Here is a 14,663-nt window from a genome sequence, read left to right on the forward strand (position 1 = left end):
ATGTCGTTCCATGACAGACGCATCGACATTCCATGACGCGGCCGTGATCGGCGGCGGACCTGCCGGCCTTGCCGCGGCAATCGCCCTGGCGCAGGCGGGTGCCCGGACTGCACTGGTGGCGCGGCGCGTTCCCTATGCCGACAATCGCACCACCGCATTGCTCGGCGCCTCCATCGATCTATTGGAAAGCCTCGACGTCTGGTCGCGCTGCAGGGACAAGGCGGCTGCGCTGGAAGTCATGCGCCTCGTCGACGACACCGGCCGGCTGTTCCGTGCGCCGGAGGTGCGCTTCTCCAGTCACGAAATCGGCCTCGACGCGTTCGGCTACAACATCGACAACCGCTCGCTGATGCTGGCGCTGGAAGAGCGCGCGGGCGAGCTGCCCAACCTCGTCCGCTTCGACGACGAGGCCGAGAGCGTCGTCATCGAAGCCGACGACGTCGCGGTGCGCACGGCCTCCGGACAATTTCTCTCGGCTCGCCTCGTGGTCGGCGCCGACGGCCGGCACTCGCTGTGCCGCGAGGCCGCCGGCATCGAGGTGACACGGCGGGAGCTGAACCAGACCGCCCTGACCTTCAACGTCGGCCACGCACGGCCGCATCGCAATGTCTCGACCGAGTTCCACACGCCGCACGGGCCTTGCGTATTCGTGCCCTTGCCCGGCGACCGCTCCAGCATCGTCTGGGTCTCGGCGCCCGCGGACGCCGAGCGGCTTCGCGGCTTGAGCGACGAGCAGCTGTCCGGCGCGATCGAGAAGCAGTCGCATTCGATCCTCGGCCGCATGACAGTCGAGCCCGGCCGCAACCTGTTCCCGCTCGCGATCGAACGTCCAAAATCCTTCGGCTGCGACCGCATCGGGCTGGTCGGCGAAGCCGCCCATGTGGTTCCGCCGATCGGTGCCCAGGGCCTCAATCTCGGCCTGCGCGACGCCGCCGACATTGCCCGGCTCGCGAACGATGCCATCGCCTCGGGGCAGGATCCCGGCGCGGACGAGATCCTCAGGCGTTACGACCGTGCGCGGCGGCCGGACATTTTGAGCCGCACCTTTGCGATCGACATCGCCAACCGCTCCTTGCTCAACGATTTCCTGCCGCTCCAGCCGGTCCGCGCCGTCGGCATGCACCTGCTCGGCGCCATCGGCCCGCTCCGGCGTTTTGCGATGCGCGAAGGCTTGACGCCGACCTGGCGGCGATAAGCCTCCTCACGGAAATGCCAGCCGTCCGGTCTGGAGCAGCCACATCACGCTGGTCAGCGTGACCACCGAGGCGAAGGTGCCGAGCAGCACCGCGACGGAGGCGGACTCGATCCAGGCATCGTTCTGCCGGGCGATCACGAACACGTTCAGCGCCGGCGGCAGCGAGGCCATCAGCACGGCGGTGGCCGCCCAGGGCTGTGCGAACGGACCGAACGCCAGCATCAGGCCGAACGCTGCGAGCGGATGAATCAGGAGCTTGACCGCGATCACAGCAGGCACTTCCCACGGCACCCGATCGAACGGACGCAGCGCCACGGTCACACCGAGCACGAACAGCGCGGTCGGAGCGGCTGCGTTCTGGAGGAAGGTGATGGTGCGGTCGAGTGCGACCGGCAGCTCGATATGCAATGCAGCCACAGCCGCGCCGAAGCAGGCGGACATGATCAGCGGGTTGAGCACGATCTGCTTCAGCACGACGCCGAAAGCGTGCACGAGCGAAGGATGGTCGCGGTCGGAGAGTTCGATCAAGAGCGGCACGATCGTGAACAGGAAGATGCTGTCGCAGCAGAAGATCAGCGCCGTCGGCGCCGACGCCTTCGGCCCCAGCACCGCGAGCGCCAGACCCGGCCCCATGTAGCCGATATTGCCGTAGCCGCCAGACAGACCCGCGAGCGTCGCCTCGCGCAGCGTCAGCCGGCCCAAGACCTTGCCGACGACCAGCGCCAGCGTGAACGCGGCAACCGTCGACAGCGTGGTCGCGATCAGGAATGGCGGGTTATTCAATTCCGAAAACGGTGTCTTCGACATGATCGCGAACAGCAGCGCCGGCAGCGACACGTAGAGTAGGAAGAAGTTCATCCAGGCGAGGCCCGATTCCGGGAGGGATTTGACCTTGCCGCAGGCGAAACCGACGAAGATCAAGCCAAAATAAGGCAACGCCAGATTGAGGATATCGACCATTGATGAAGTGTTTTCTGAAGGCTTGGGGGCTATCCGCCCCGGAATCGAAGGTTAATTCCAGACGAGGGCACTAGCATCGGCCACAATCCTGGTCTATCGACGGGGAATGATTAAAGCGCGGACCGCGAAATTCCAGATCGGACAGGTCGTTCGCCACCGGATCTTCTCGTTCCGGGGGGTGATCTTCGACATCGATCCCGAATTCAACAACACCGAGGAGTGGTGGCTGTCGATCCCCGAGGAGGTGCGGCCCAACAAGGACCAGCCGTTCTATCACCTGCTCGCGGAGAACGCGGAATCGGAATACGTCGCCTATGTCTCGGAGCAGAACCTGTTGCCGGACGATTCCGGCGAGCCGGTCCGGCATTCCCAGGTCGCCGAGATCTTCATCAAGGACAAGGCCGGCGGCTATCGCCCCCGCAACTCATCACTGAACTGATCGTCGCCGGTGGGCGGCTAGCAAAAAAGGCGCTCGAAACGAGCGCCTTTTTCATATTGGAATCTGGCCTGATTACTTCTGTGCAGTCGGAGGTGCCCCGGGCGCGCCACCCTGCTGCTCGAGCTTCTTGCGCTGCTCGTCGGCCTTCTTCTGAAGTTCTTCCTGAAGCTTCTTCTGGTTTTCCTCGAACACCTTCGGGTCGGTCGGCGGACCGTCATAGGCCTTCTGGAATTCGCCGGCGAGCGGCAGCGGCAGGGTCAGCGGCGCGCCGTTGGCGTTGATCGCCTGGACAACGAGATTCTGGCCCTTCTTCATGTTGTTGATGAGCTCGGGCGAGGCCTCGTAGTCGGACATGCAGCCGTTCTGGAAGCAGATCACATACGGGCTCTGCAGCGGCGGATTATTGTCGACGATGATGCGGGTGCCGTGCACGAGTTGCATGCCGAGCGGCAGCGTCACGCGCAGGATCTTCTTGGGCTCGCCTTCCGGCTCGATGATGACGGCGGCAATGACCGGCTGGCCCGACTCGATGCGGCCGTCCTTGCCGGTGAAGCAGACCTGCTTGGCGTTGGCGTCCTGGCCCTTGAGGCAGAACTTGGTCCAGGGCGCGTAGATCAGCTGGATCTGCTGGTCAGCGGGCTGGGCCGCGCCCTGCTGCCCGGGAGCGCCCTGGGCGGGAGCCTGCTGGGCCTGCGGAGACGCTGCCGGTGCCGGAGCCTTGGGGGCAGCCTTGGGAGCCGCTTTCGGGGCCGGAGCCGCCTTGGGTGCGCCCGGGGCTGGCGCAGGGGTCTGGGCCTCGGCGGCAAACGGAATGGCCAACGCCGTCGCCGTCAACAGGGCGAGAAGTCGCCCGCGCGGCCGGACGGACGCGGCCAAGTAACGGAAATTCATTGCGGAAAACCCTTTCTGAACGGGAAGTGCCCGAACCGCTCCGAAGCGCCGAACCTGGCCGCCTTGGGCGCGGCTCTCTCCCCGTCAATTGAGGCGGATAGGTGACGGGCTCGACGCTCTTGCGCGATTGCCCGCCTTTTAACGTGGCCGACGAAAAGATCAATGCCGACAACCGCCTTTGGCCGGCTTGGCGCCAACGCCCCACCAAATTCCCTGTGATAGGATTCAGTCCCGCCGGTCGTCGAATCACCGTGTGCCGATGTTCATGTTCCAGCGCCTCCTCGAAGGCTTCGGCGTCCGCCTCTGCGTCCTCGCCCTCGCCCTTGCTGTGGTCACCGGACTTTCGGCAGGCGCCGCCCGGGCTGAGGAGGCTCATGCCATCGCCATGCACGGCAAGCCGGCGATGCCGGCCGACTTCACCCACATGCCCTACGCCAACCCCGACGCCCCCAAGGGGGGCCGCTTGACCTGGGGGATTCTCGGAACCTTCGACAGCCTCAATCCCTTCATCGTGAGAGGATTGGCCGTGCAGCAGATGCGAAGCTACGTGGTCGAGAGCCTGCTCGCACGCGGCAATGACGAGCCGTTCACGCTCTATGGCCTGCTCGCCAGGACGGTCGAAACCGACGACGAGCGGAGCTTCGTCACCTTCCGCCTCGATCCGCGCGCCCGCTTCTCCGACGGCAAGCAGGTAACGGCCGAGGACGTGCTGTTCTCCTGGCAGCTGCTGCGCGACCACGGCCGCCCCAACCACCGGCAGTACTACGCCAAAGTTGCCAAGGCCTGGGCGACCGATCCCCTCACCGTCCGCTTCGATCTCACAGGCGCCAACGACCGCGAACTGCCGTTGATTCTCGGCCTGATGCCGGTCCTGCCGAAGCACGCAGTCGACGTCGCGGCCTTCGAGGAGACGACGCTGACGGCGCCGGTCGGCTCGGGCCCTTATCGGGTGACAGCCGTGAAGCCCGGAGCCAGCGTGACGCTGACCCGCAATCCCGACTATTGGGGCCGCGACCTCGCCATCAATCGCGGGCTCTACAATTTCGATGAGATCCGGCTCGACTATTTTCGCGAGGCCAACGGCCAGTTCGAAGCCTTCAAGCGCGGCCTCTACGATTTTCGCATCGAGCACGAGCCGCTGCGCTGGCACGACGGCTACGTTTTTCCGGCCGCACGGAGCGGCGAAGTGATCCGCGACACCGCCAAGCCCGGCGTGCCGCAACCTTCCGAATTCCTGGTGTTCAACACCCGCCGTCCGATCTTCGCCGACATCCGGGTGCGCCAGGCCCTGACGCTGCTGTTCGATTTCGAGCTGGTCAACCGCAATTACTTCTTCGGGCTCTATTCGCGCGCTGCCGGCTATTTCGCCGGCTCGGACCTGTCGGCCTATGGCCGCCCGGCGGATGCACGCGAACGCGAGCTGCTCAAGCCGTTCGCCGCACGGATTCCGCCCGATATCATGGATGGCAGCTATCGCCTGCCGGTCACCGACGGTTCGGGCCGCGACCGCACGACGCTGCGCGCCGCGCTGAAGCTGTTGTCGGAGGCCGGCTACGATCTCGACGGCACCGTGCTGCGCAATCGCGCGACCAAGGCGCCCTTCACCTTCGAGATCATGGTGTCGACCCGCGACCAGGAGCGCATCGCGCTCGCCTTCCAGCGCGACCTCAAGCGCGCCGGCATCGAGCCGACCGTTCGCTCGGTCGATCCCGTGCAGTTCGACCAGCGCCGGCTCGCTTACGAGTTCGACATGATCCAGAACCGCTGGGACCAGTCGCTCTCGCCCGGCAACGAGCAATATTTCTATTGGGGCAGTGCTGCCGCGGACAATCCCGGCACGCGCAATTACATGGGCGCCAGGGATCCCGCGGTGGATGCCATGATCGCCGCCCTGCTGGAGGCCCGTGAACATACGGATTTCGTCCCGGCGGTGCGGTCGCTCGACCGCGCTCTGATCGCGGGCTTCTACACAATCCCGCTGTTTAACGTATCGGAGCAATGGATCGCGCGCTGGAATCGGATAGAACGGCCCAAGGCCACCTCGCTCTCGGGCTATTTGCCGGAGACCTGGTGGGCGAAGGGGCAGCCGCAAGCTCATCAGGCAAAGTGACGCCGTGAACCAGCCAGCAATATCGCCGACGCTCGACACGCTGTTTCAGCGCACGCTGATGCGGCAGCCGCACGCGCTCGCTCTGCTCGATCCCCTCAACAAGGCGCGCGTGACCGGGCACCAGCCGCGGCGGATGACCTATGCCGAGGCCGACACGGCCATCGAGGCGCTGTCGGCACATTTCGTCGAATCGGGCCTGCCGGCCAATTCCGTCATCGCGATCCAGCTGCCGAATACCGTCGAGTTCGTGCTCACCGTGCTCGCCGCCCATCGCGCCGGCCTCGTCGTCGCGGTGCTGCCGCTGCTCTGGCGGCATGCGGAACTGACCGCCGCGCTCAACCGCACCGCTGCGCGCGCCATCGTCACCATGAGCACGGTCGACGGCGTCAGCTATGCCGACCTGGCGATGCATGCGGCCGCCGAAGCCTTCTCCATCCGTCACGTCTGCGGCTTCGGAGGCGATCTGCCGGAAGGCATGGCGTCGCTCGACGACGTCCTCGCGCGCCCGCCCGGCCTGACGCGCGCCGTGATCCAGGACGGCCGCAAGGCGGCGATGATCTCCTTCGACGTCACCGCCGAGGGCTTCCGTCCGGTGCCGCGGCCGCATTTCAGCCTGATCGCCGGGGGGCTCGCCATGTCGCTGGAGGCCGACATCCGGCAGGGAGCCACCGTGATGGCGGCGTTCGCCCCGATGTCTTTCGCGGGCCTCGCCTCCTCGCTCGCTGTATGGCTGCTCTCGGGCGGCACGCTGGCGCTGCATCACCCTTTCGAGAACGAGGTGCTGGAGCAGCAGATCAACGCGCACGAATGCGAGGTGCTGATTGCGCCGGCGCAGCTCGCGTTGCGGCTCGGTGACGCCGACCTCGCGGCACGGATGCCCTCGTTGCGCAACGTCATCGGCCTGTGGCGCGCGCCCGAGCAGGTCGCGGCGAGCGATGCCTGGATCGCGCCGCATGCGCCGCTGACCGACGTCTATCTGTTCGGCGAGGCCGGACTGTTCGGCACCCGCCGCGGCGAGGACGGCATGCCGGTGCCGGTCATGCCAGGGCCGCACGGCGCCCCGCGCGAGCAGTCGGGCTCCTCCATTGCCGGGGAAATCCTGCTGACGCCGAAGGGCACGCTCGGCCTGCGCGGCGCGATGGTGCCGATCGCGGCCTACGCCCCGCCGCAGCCGGTCGGCGAGACGCTGACCGCGCAGCCGCCGCGCGACTATGTCGACACCGGTTACGCCGCGCGGCTCGACCGACCGAGCGGCGCGATCTGCATCACTGCGCCGCCCTCCGGCATCATGGCCGTCGGCGGCTACCGCTTCCTCTCCAACGATCTCCAGGAATGGGCGCGCCGGCTCGGCCAGGGCGCCCTGCTCACGGCGCTGCCCGACCGCCTCTCGGGTCACCGGCTGGCGGGACGCGCCCAGGACAATGCCCGCGCCCGCGAGGCGCTCAGCGAGCTCGGGCTTAACCCCCTGATGGTCGAGGCCTTTCGCGACCGCTCCGGCTCGGTCTAGGCACAGTTTTGCCCGTTCCGTTGACGCTGCATTAAGGCGGCCGAACTAGGCTGCGCGGCATCTGTCGCGTGATCAGAGTTTGTCGATGTCCCAGGCGGGCCCGATCCTGTTTGTGTCCGATGCCCAGCGCCCCGCCTTCGTGGCCGCGCTGGACGAGGCCCGGCTCTTTCCCGTCGTCGACACGGATTGGGCCAGCGCAGCGCGCGCGGTCGACGAGGTGCAGCCGGCCGCGGTTCTCGGTGCAATGCATGCCGAACACGAGCCGCCTGTGACGGCGCTCGCAAAGAAGATCGCCGACCAATCGCCTTACGTTCCCTTTGTGACCCTGGATGCGGCGGGCACGCTGCCGCACAACGCGCTGCCCTTCTCCTCGCACGGCGGCAATCCCGAGCGCCTGATCGCGCGGCTCCGTGCCGCGCTACGCGTGCGCACACTGCATGCAACGGTTCTGCGCCGGCTGCCGGAAGCGAAGCTCGCGCTGCCGGAGGGCGATCCCGCACGCGATGCCACCGTGCTCCTGATCGGTCGCGGCGCAGCCTATCCCGCGCTCTCCGTCGCGCTGGGCGAGCGCTTCGGCGTGGTCGGCGCGCTCTCGATCGAGGCCGCCGCAAAGCATCTCAATACCCGCGACCTCGACGGCGTCGTGCTCGCCGAAGGTTTTACCGCCCGCGTGACGGATGCATTCCTCACAGTGCTGGCCGAGGACACCCGCTTCCGCAGCCTGCCCGTGGTCGTCACCGCCCACCAGCTGACGCAGGCCTACGACCTTCCCAATCTCGAGCTGATCCCCGGCGAGCCTGCGAAGGTCGCCGCCAATGCGCTGCCCTTGATCCGCCAGCACGCGATGGAAGCGCAGCTGAGCCGCACGCTGCGCTCGATCGATGCGGGCGGCTGGCTCGATCCGCGCAGCGGCCTGCTCACGGTCGAGGCCTTTGCCCGCGATTTTGCCAAGGCGGTCGAGCAGGCGCTCGCCCGCGGCGGCGGCCTCTCGGTCGCGCGCTTCGCTTTCGATCCCGGCAATTCCCGTGCCCAGCTCGATGCCGCACGGATTCTCAGCCGCCTGATGCGGCAGATGGATTTCGGTACGGCGCAGAAGGACGGTTCAGTGATCGTCGTGTTCGCGGAGACCGACTTCCGCACGGCGCACATGATCGCCCGCCGTCTGTCGGCGGTGATGCGGCACACGTCCAATGGCAAGCACGAGATGCGCAGCGATCCCGTGGTCAGTGTGGATTCGCTGTCCCCGTCGGATACGGCGCGGTCGCTGCTGGCGCGACTATCGGCGGATGCGTCGCGGGCGGCATCCTGAAGCGCGATGCGATTACATCGGCGGCATCACGAGCCTGATCTCGCCGTTCTCGACCTTCCCCAGCGCGAGAGCGTCGCGGGCCATCTTCTCGACGATCGGCCAGTTCGCGAGAAGATATCGCTGCGCCTGCATCTTGGTCGGCAAGTTCGTCTGCAGGATGCAGTTCTGCCGCCTATTCCCATTCGCGATCTGGAAGGCCACGGCTTGCGGGCCCTCGCTCAGCTCTTGTTCGGTAGGATCGGGAAACTTGCGCATGCAGCACCTGCTCCCGGTCAGCGAACCGCCGGAAGGATCTTGAACGCCTGACTGGAAACAGACGGGCCTTCGGCGATCGTCGGCGCATTCGCCCGGTTTCGGTCAAGGACGGGGCGCGTGTTGCGGACCGCTTCGGTCAGCATCTCCCGGAGTTCGGCCTTGGATCTGGGTGCTTGTCGCGGACTGGACTTCTGCCAATGTGTCATACCCCTATATGGGTATCGCCCGCGCTAAACGCCACCATTCGCCGTCGATTTCGCGTGGACCGGTTGGGCGGGAGTGACCAGGAGAAAGCTGACGGAGTCGCTCAGGAGTTCGTGGGCCCGGTCGACAATGTCCTCCAGAGAGATCGTCTTCGCGAACATGCGCTGCGCTTCGGCCAGCAGCTGGTCGCGAGTCGGCACGCTGGGCAGACGCAAGTCGGCACGCTGCTGCAACAGAAGGAGCGCGTCCCGCAGCGACAATTCGGTTTCATGAATCGATGTCTTGATCGCCGACGCGATGTGTTCGGGATTGAAGCGGCCGGCAAGCTGCTCGGCCGCTTGCCTTATTGCGCGCGATCCCAGCCGATGCTCGTTGCGCAGAACCTGCATGGGTGGCGTCTTCAGATCCCAGACAATTCCGAGCCAGGACATCGCCACCAGAACATAATAGGTCAGATCGATTTCGTACCAGTAGAAGCCCTGCCGGGCGCTGGCCTGGTAGGCGTGGTGGTTGTTGTGCCACCCCTCACCCATCGTCAGGAATGCGAGCAGCCAGTTGTTTCGAGAGTCATCGCCCGTCACATACCGTTTGCGTCCATGAACATGTGCGAGCGAGTTGATGCAGAACGTGGCGTGATACAGAACCACGGTGCTCCAGAGGAATCCGACCACGAGTCCCGACCACCCGCCGATGAGGAAGCAGAGCCCCGCGAGCACGACCGCCGGCAAAAGCTCCAGTCGGTGCAGCCACATCAACTCGGGATACGACGCCAGATCCGACACTTTCACCAGGTCGGTCCCGTCGTGCTGCCGATAGAAGATCCAGCCGACATGGCTGTAGAGGAAGCCCTTGTGCCGGGGCGAATGCACATCCTGCGTCGTATCCGAGTGCAGGTGATGATGGCGGTGCTTGGCGGCCCACCACAGCACGCTCTTCTGGGCGCTGCTCTGGGCAAGGAAGGCAAGGACGAATTGGAACACCCGGCTCGTCGCGTAGGCCCGGTGCGAGAAGTACCGGTGATATCCGGCCGTGATCGCAAACATGCGCAGCCAATACAGCGCGACGCAAAGCCCGGCCGCCTGCCACGAAACACCCGACCAGATCGCCGCGACACATCCGACGTGGATCAACAAGAACGGCAGAACCTGCGGATACATGACGTCGTCATGTTCCTCATCTAACTCGATATTCGCAGACACGCTCGAACCTCAGCTGTTGCGGTGGGCGGACCACCGCGCATGCAGTGCAAAAAACCCGCGGCCGGTAAACCAGTCGCGGGTCGCAAGAACCTGAAGCTCTGCCAATACATCCATGGTCAAAGCGACAGGCGCCGGCTGCGGCAGCTTATGCCGCGCGCAGATTGTCCGCAGCAGACTTGCCGGTCCGGCGGTCTGCAACGACGTCGAAGGAAACCTTCTGACCCTCGTTGAGGGAACTCATGCCGGCACGTTCAACCGCGCTGATATGAACGAAAACATCCTGGCCTCCCTCGTCCGGCTGAATGAAGCCGAAACCCTTTTGGCCGTTGAACCACTTCACAGTTCCCGTCGTCATGGGGAGCGTCCTTTGAGATAGATAAGTCTTTAGAGCCGCACAGGGGTGCGGTCAGCGAATTCGAGATCTGGAGGGAGGGTCATCAGTCAGGCGCGCAAATAGCGGCGAGGCCAAGTCGTTCGGCCGAAACTCGAAGATTTGAACATGGCTATTTATTGGTCATTCCGCAAGTGACGATATGTCGCCCCCTTCGGGCCCAAGTGCGGTGCGCTGCGCCGCACTTGGCTGAACGTAACCGCTTACGCCGCCTTCTTGCTCTCGGCGAGCTGCGCCAGTTGCCGCATGATCTCCGTCGTGCCGGCGAGGCGCTCTTCCGGGGTTTCCCAGTCCTGCAGGAACACAACCTTCATGTCGGGCCGCACCTTGGCGGCCTGGCCGTGGCTGCGGATGAAGGTCACGAGGCGGTCCGGATAGGCGAAGGAATTGTCGCGGAAGGCAATGACGGCCCCCTTCGGACCGGCATCGATCTTCTCGACATTGGCCCTGCGGCAGAACGCCTTGATCGCGGCGACCTTGAAGAGATAACGCACCTCGTCCGGCAGCACGCCGAAGCGGTCGCGCATCTCGGCGCCAAAGTTCTCGATCTCGTCCTCGGTGTCGAGATCGGCAAGGCGCCGGTACAGCGACAGCCGCACCGAGAGGTCGCTGACATAGTCGTCCGGAATCAGCACGGGCATGCCGATGGTGATCTGCGGCGACCAGCGGTCGGCAGCGGGCTCGGAAACGCCGGCCTTGAGGTTGACGATCGCCTCCTCCAGCATCGATTGATAGAGCTCGAAGCCGACCTCCTTGATGTGGCCGGACTGCTCCTCGCCCAGGAGATTGCCGGCGCCGCGGATGTCGAGGTCGTGGGATGCGAGCTGGAAGCCTGCGCCCAGCGTCTCCAGCGATTGCAGCACGGTGAGCCGGCGCTCGGCCTGCGCCGTGATCTTCTGCTGCGCCGGCAGCGTGAACAGCGCATAGGCCCGCAGCTTGGAGCGGCCGACGCGGCCGCGGAGCTGGTAGAGCTGGGCCAGGCCGAACATGTCGGCGCGGTGCACGATCAGCGTGTTGGCGTTGGGGATGTCGAGGCCGGACTCGACGATCGTGGTCGACAGCAGGATGTCGAACTTGCCGTCGTAGAACGCGGTCATGATGTCCTCGATCACCGCGGGCGGCATCTGGCCGTGCGCGACCGCGACCTTCATCTCCGGCACGTTCTTGTCGAGGAAGTCCTTGACCTCGGCGAGGTCGTCGATGCGCGGCACGACATAGAAAGCCTGGCCGCCGCGATAGCGCTCGCGGAGCAGCGCCTCGCGGATCATCAGCGGATCATGCGGAGCGACGAAGGTGCGCACCGCGAGGCGATCCACCGGGGGCGAGGCAATGATCGAGAGTTCGCGGACGCCGGTGAGCGCCAGCTGCAGCGTACGCGGGATCGGCGTCGCCGACAGCGTCAGCACGTGCACCTCGGCGCGCAGCGCCTTCAGCCGCTCCTTGTGGCTGACGCCGAAATGCTGCTCCTCGTCGACGATGAGCAGGCCAAGGTCGCGGAATTTGATCGCCTTGCCGAGCAGCGCATGAGTGCCGACGACGATGTCGACGGAGCCGTCGGTGAGCCCCTTCTTGACCTGGTTGAGCTGTTTCGTGGGGATCAGGCGCGAGGCCTGGGCCACATTGACCGGGAATCCTTTGAACCGCTCGCTGAAGGTCCGGTGGTGCTGGCGCGCGAGCAGCGTGGTCGGCACCACGACCGCAACCTGCTTGCCGTCGAGCGCGACCGCGAAGGCGGCGCGCAGCGCGACTTCCGTCTTGCCGAAACCGACGTCGCCGCAGATCAGCCGGTCCATGGGCCGGCCCTTTTCGAGATCCTTCAGCGTGGATTCGATGGCGCCGAGCTGGTCCTCGGTCTCGTCATAGGGGAATCGCGCGCAGAATTCGTCGTAGAGGCCTTGCTGCACCGGCAGCTTCGGCGCCTCGTGCAGCATGCGTTCGGCGGCGATCTTGATCAGCTCGCCCGCGATCTCGCGGATGCGGTTCTTCAGCTTCGCTTTGCGGGTCTGCCAGCCCGAGCCGCCCAGTCGATCCAGCTCGACGTCGGTCTGGTCGGAGCCGTAGCGCGACAGCAGCTCGATGTTCTCGACGGGGAGAAACAGCTTGGTCTCGGCGGCGTAATGCAGCTCGAGGCAGTCATGCGGCGCGCCGGCGACGTCGAGCGTCTGCAGGCCGATGAAGCGGCCGATGCCGTGATCGACATGCACGACGATGTCGCCGGCATTGAGGCTCGTCACCTCCGAGATGAAATTGTCGAGCTTGCGGCTGGCCTTGCGCGGCCGCACCAGGCGGTCGCCGAGGATATCCTGCTCGCTGATGAGCGCGATCTCGTCGGTCTCGAAGCCGCTTTCGAGGCCGAGCACGGCGAGCATGGTCTCGTTGCGCGGCGTCGCCTGTACGGTCCGCCAGCTGTTGACGCTGGTGGTGTGGGTCAGCTTGTGATCGCGCAGCATCGACGTCATGCGGTCGCGCGAGCCCTCCGTCCAAAGCGCGATCACGACCTTCTTGCGCTGGGCCTGCAAGGCCATCACATGCGCGACGACGGATTCGAACACGTTGACCTTGGTGTCGTTGCGCTCCGGGGCGAAGTCGCGGCCCTTGCGCGCGCCGGCGTCGACGACTCCAGTGCCGTCGGTCGGCACGGAGAACGGCGTCAGCCGTGCCAGCGGGATATCGCCGAGGCGCTTGCTCCATTCCTCGTCGGTCAGATAGAGCCGATCGGGCGGCAGCGGCTTGTAGATGGCGCCGCCGCCGGGATGCTCCATCGCCTCGCGCCTAGCCTCGTAATAATCGCGGATCTGCTTGAAGCGCTCGCGCACGGCGTCCTCGGCCTGCGGCTCGATCGCGACCACAGCGCCTTGCAGATAGTCGAACAGCGTGTCCATGCGGTCCTGGAACAGCGGCAGCCAGTGCTCCATGCCGGGATGGCGGCGGCCTTCGCTGACCGCCTCGTACAGCGCATCGTCGCGCTCGGGCGCGCCGAACTCGGCGACATAGCCCATGCGGAAACGGCGGATGGTGTCGGTGACAAGCTGGAACTCGGACACCGGCACGAGGTCGAGCGAACGCATGTCGAGCAGCGTGCGCTGGGTCTCGGCATCGAAGGACCGGATCGATTCCAGGCTGTCGCCGAAGAAGTCGAACCGCACGGGCTGTTCGAGGCCGGCCGGAAACAGATCGAGGATGCCGCCGCGCACGGCGTATTCGCCGGGCTCGCGCACGGTCGAGGAGCGGTTGTAGCCGTTGTGCTCGAGCCAGGCGACGATAGTGTCCATCGGCACGACATTGCCGGGTGCGACCGACAGCGCCTGCGCCGCAACGAGCTCGCGCGCGGGCACACGCTGCACGACGGCGTTCACGGTGGTCAGCACGATCAGCGGCTTGTCGCTGCCGGTCAGCGAAGCCAGCCGCGCCAGCGTGGTCAGGCGCTGCGCGAGAATGCCGCCATGCGGCGAGACGCGGTCATAGGGCTGGCAGTCCCAGGCCGGAAAGGTCAGCACCGGCAGATCCGGAGCGAAGAATCTCAGCGCGCGTTCGAGCTGCTGCATGCGCCCGCCGTCGCGGCAGACCACGGCGAGACTGACGGCCGGCTTCTTCGGCCGCGCCGCGATGGCGCGGGCGAGATCGGAGACGACGAGGCCTTCCGCGCCCTCCGCGACATTGGCAAGCGTCAGCGCGCGGCCGGGCGTGAGCAGCTCGGCCGGCGACTTCATCCCCTGCTTCATAGATTGCCGTCCGTGATCGGAAACGCCTTGATGCGGGCGAACAGCGCGCCGGTGACATCGGCGGGCAGCACCTTGTCGCCGGTGATGGCGGCATAGAGATCGGGATCGTTGACCTCGAGCAGGCGCTCGAGCTCGCCGAGCTCGACCTCGGACAGATTGCCGATCTCGGCATCCGCGAAACGGCCGAGGATCAGGTCCATCTCGCGCGTACCGCGGTGCCAGCAGCGGAACAGAAGCCGCTTGCGCCGGTCGTCCAGCCCGCTGCTCGATCGTGTCGTTCCCGTCATGTCTCAAATCCAGTCAAACGCAGAAAGCCCGGACGTGCCGGGCGGGGGTGATATAGCCACTCGGGGTGCCCGTGTCAGCCTTTTGTTGCGACAAGTCGCTCATCCCGTCCGTCATGGCCGGGCCCGTCCCGCCTGCGCGGCCGAAGCCGCTTCGACGAGGCGAAGGCCCGGCCATCCACGTGGGGCTGCAAAAA

13 protein-coding genes are annotated in these 14,663 nt (G+C 65.9%); 5 read left to right on the forward strand and 8 right to left on the reverse strand.

Annotated elements, in window-relative coordinates:
- Positions 1-10: 10 nt before the first annotated feature.
- Complete coding sequence (locus H1B27_RS12990) at positions 11-1,195, forward strand: UbiH/UbiF family hydroxylase (RefSeq protein WP_197966319.1); 1,185 nt, start codon at positions 11-13, stop codon at positions 1,193-1,195.
- 6 nt (positions 1,196-1,201) lie between these two features.
- Here H1B27_RS12990 and H1B27_RS12995 read toward each other — a convergent pair whose 3' ends face one another.
- The gene (locus H1B27_RS12995) at positions 1,202-2,155 is read right to left on the reverse strand and encodes an AEC family transporter (protein ID WP_197966320.1); all 954 of its coding nucleotides are present in this window, start codon (positions 2,153-2,155) and stop codon (positions 1,202-1,204) included.
- Positions 2,156-2,261: 106 nt separating this feature from the next.
- On the opposite strand from H1B27_RS12995, the gene hspQ reads away from it, so the two are divergent.
- Positions 2,262-2,594: a heat shock protein HspQ gene (gene hspQ, locus H1B27_RS13000; RefSeq protein WP_061881708.1), complete on the forward strand. Its 333-nt coding sequence runs from the start codon at positions 2,262-2,264 to the stop codon at positions 2,592-2,594.
- Between the two features lie 72 nt (positions 2,595-2,666).
- Here the strand turns inward: hspQ and H1B27_RS13005 are convergent, their stop codons facing one another.
- A complete protein-coding gene (locus tag H1B27_RS13005; protein ID WP_061881709.1) occupies positions 2,667-3,485 on the reverse strand; it encodes an invasion associated locus B family protein in 819 nt (272 codons plus the stop codon).
- Positions 3,486-3,744: 259 nt separating this feature from the next.
- Between H1B27_RS13005 and H1B27_RS13010 the strand changes: the two genes are divergently transcribed.
- The 3 genes from H1B27_RS13010 (at position 3,745) to H1B27_RS13020 (ending at position 8,411) form a co-directional block, all read left to right on the forward strand.
- On the forward strand, positions 3,745-5,595 hold the full coding sequence (locus tag H1B27_RS13010; RefSeq protein WP_197966451.1) for an extracellular solute-binding protein: 1,851 nt from the start codon (positions 3,745-3,747) through the stop codon (positions 5,593-5,595).
- Positions 5,596-5,599: 4 nt separating this feature from the next.
- On the forward strand, positions 5,600-7,102 hold the full coding sequence (locus H1B27_RS13015) for a class I adenylate-forming enzyme family protein (protein ID WP_061881711.1): 1,503 nt from the start codon (positions 5,600-5,602) through the stop codon (positions 7,100-7,102).
- 85 nt (positions 7,103-7,187) lie between these two features.
- Positions 7,188-8,411 (forward strand): GGDEF domain-containing protein, encoded by a 1,224-nt coding sequence (locus tag H1B27_RS13020; RefSeq protein ID WP_197966321.1) that lies wholly within the window; start codon positions 7,188-7,190, stop codon positions 8,409-8,411.
- 12 nt (positions 8,412-8,423) lie between these two features.
- On the opposite strand, the gene H1B27_RS13025 is transcribed toward H1B27_RS13020, so the two are convergent.
- The 6 genes from H1B27_RS13025 to H1B27_RS13045 form a co-directional block, all read right to left on the reverse strand.
- Positions 8,424-8,666, reverse strand: a complete 243-nt coding sequence (locus tag H1B27_RS13025; RefSeq protein ID WP_197966322.1) for a hypothetical protein — start codon at positions 8,664-8,666, stop codon at positions 8,424-8,426.
- A 17-nt stretch (positions 8,667-8,683) separates the two neighbouring features.
- Positions 8,684-8,809, reverse strand: coding sequence for a hypothetical protein (locus H1B27_RS40790; protein WP_283816971.1), 126 nt, complete (start codon positions 8,807-8,809; stop codon positions 8,684-8,686).
- Positions 8,810-8,896: 87 nt separating this feature from the next.
- Positions 8,897-10,069 carry an acyl-CoA desaturase gene (locus tag H1B27_RS13030; protein ID WP_376708983.1) on the reverse strand — a complete coding sequence of 391 codons (1,173 nt, stop codon included), beginning with the start codon at positions 10,067-10,069 and terminating at the stop codon, positions 8,897-8,899.
- A 145-nt stretch (positions 10,070-10,214) separates the two neighbouring features.
- Positions 10,215-10,424 (reverse strand): cold-shock protein, encoded by a 210-nt coding sequence (locus tag H1B27_RS13035; RefSeq protein ID WP_197966323.1) that lies wholly within the window; start codon positions 10,422-10,424, stop codon positions 10,215-10,217.
- Between the two features lie 239 nt (positions 10,425-10,663).
- Positions 10,664-14,182, reverse strand: a complete 3,519-nt coding sequence (gene mfd / locus H1B27_RS13040) for a transcription-repair coupling factor (RefSeq protein WP_197966324.1) — start codon at positions 14,180-14,182, stop codon at positions 10,664-10,666.
- On the reverse strand, positions 14,179-14,469 hold the full coding sequence (locus H1B27_RS13045; protein ID WP_061881716.1) for an FAD assembly factor SdhE: 291 nt from the start codon (positions 14,467-14,469) through the stop codon (positions 14,179-14,181). The genes mfd and H1B27_RS13045 overlap by 4 nt, the downstream gene beginning before the upstream one ends.
- Positions 14,470-14,663 lie beyond the last annotated feature (194 nt).

It is taken from the genome of Bradyrhizobium diversitatis, assembly GCF_016031635.1.
Taxonomy (GTDB): Bacteria; Pseudomonadota; Alphaproteobacteria; order Rhizobiales; family Xanthobacteraceae; genus Bradyrhizobium; species Bradyrhizobium diversitatis.